The following is a 1,094-nucleotide window of genomic DNA, read 5'->3' as shown; positions in this document are numbered from 1 at the left end:
TGCCGTGTCGGTAACGACGAACGCGCAGATGAGAGGGGCGTTTCTGGTTTCCGGCGGGTGACGCCCCATATTCCAGTAGGTCTGAAGAGAATGCGTTTTCGCGAGGGATACGTCGTCACATCGACAGCGAGCTTCTTGCGACTGAAACGCGAAAATGCCCTCAGCGTCGAACAAGGGAGGCGAACAATTGTCTAGTTCTTTCGGCAAGGTCGTTACGCTCACGGACTCGGCGGCGGAGCGCGTGAAGGCAATCATCGGGCGTTCCGAGACGCCGGTGGTCGGGCTGCGCGTGGGCATCAAGAAGGGCGGCTGCGCAGGCATGGAATACACGATGGAATATGCCACAGAGGCGCGTCCGCTCGAAGAGGTGGTCGAAGACAAGGGCGTGCGTATTCTCATCGAGCCCTCCGCGATCCTCTATCTGCTCGGCACCGAGATGGACTACAAGACCGAGAAATTCGTCTCGGGTTTCGTTTTCAAGAACCCGAACCAGACGAGCGCTTGCGGTTGCGGTGAGAGCGTCGAATTAAGTCCCGCGCAAACTGTGGGCGAGTAGGCATCGGCGCGCGGCGAGTCCTTCGCGGCGCAGGGCGGTCGCGGGTCCGGTCGCTGCTGCCGCGCCTCTCCGAACTGCCGATGGTGTACGATGAAGTCGCGGACATCGGCTGGAAGATCGCCACCGCGCCCGACGAGAGCACCGGCCCCGCACATGGTGGTTGCGCGGCCGGAGCCGTTCCAATCAGAATCGACCGGGCGCGGTTTTACGCGCCGAACCGATGGTGCGCAGCCTCGCGCTTGCCTCGCTCATCGGCTGGATTGATGATCGCGGGCGCGGGCTGGCATGCTTCAGATTGCGGACGGGATCGCCTTCTGACAGGCGACGGCAGGCTCGACGAGCGAAAGAGGATGTCGGTTTGCGAGGGGCGGGGCAGCAGCAGAAAGCACGCAGCGCAAATGCGGCGGGCCGTCAGCCCTTGACGTTCACATGCACCGTCTGTGCGCGCCCCGAGTTCGCACCGTTATCATCCGATACGAGAACGTCGAAGCTTGCCGTGCTGCTATCGCCGCCATCATGCACGAAGAGAACGCGGCCC

2 protein-coding genes are annotated in these 1,094 nt (G+C 62.7%); both read left to right on the top strand.

Features of this window, described 5'->3' with window-relative positions:
- A partial coding sequence (locus tag T281_RS19430; RefSeq protein ID WP_210164085.1) for a hypothetical protein occupies window positions 1-195 on the top strand: 195 nt, incomplete at its 5' end.
- Complete coding sequence (locus T281_RS17120) at window positions 188-556, top strand: HesB/IscA family protein (protein ID WP_037242547.1); 369 nt, start codon at window positions 188-190, stop codon at window positions 554-556. The genes T281_RS19430 and T281_RS17120, both read left to right, overlap by 8 nt.
- Window positions 557-1,094 lie beyond the last annotated feature (538 nt).

Source organism: Rhodomicrobium udaipurense JA643 (assembly GCF_000636015.1).
Lineage (GTDB): Bacteria > Pseudomonadota > Alphaproteobacteria > Rhizobiales > Rhodomicrobiaceae > Rhodomicrobium > Rhodomicrobium udaipurense.
The sequence above is the reverse complement of the archived record's forward strand: the minus strand, read 5'-3'. Positions and strand labels throughout refer to the sequence as shown.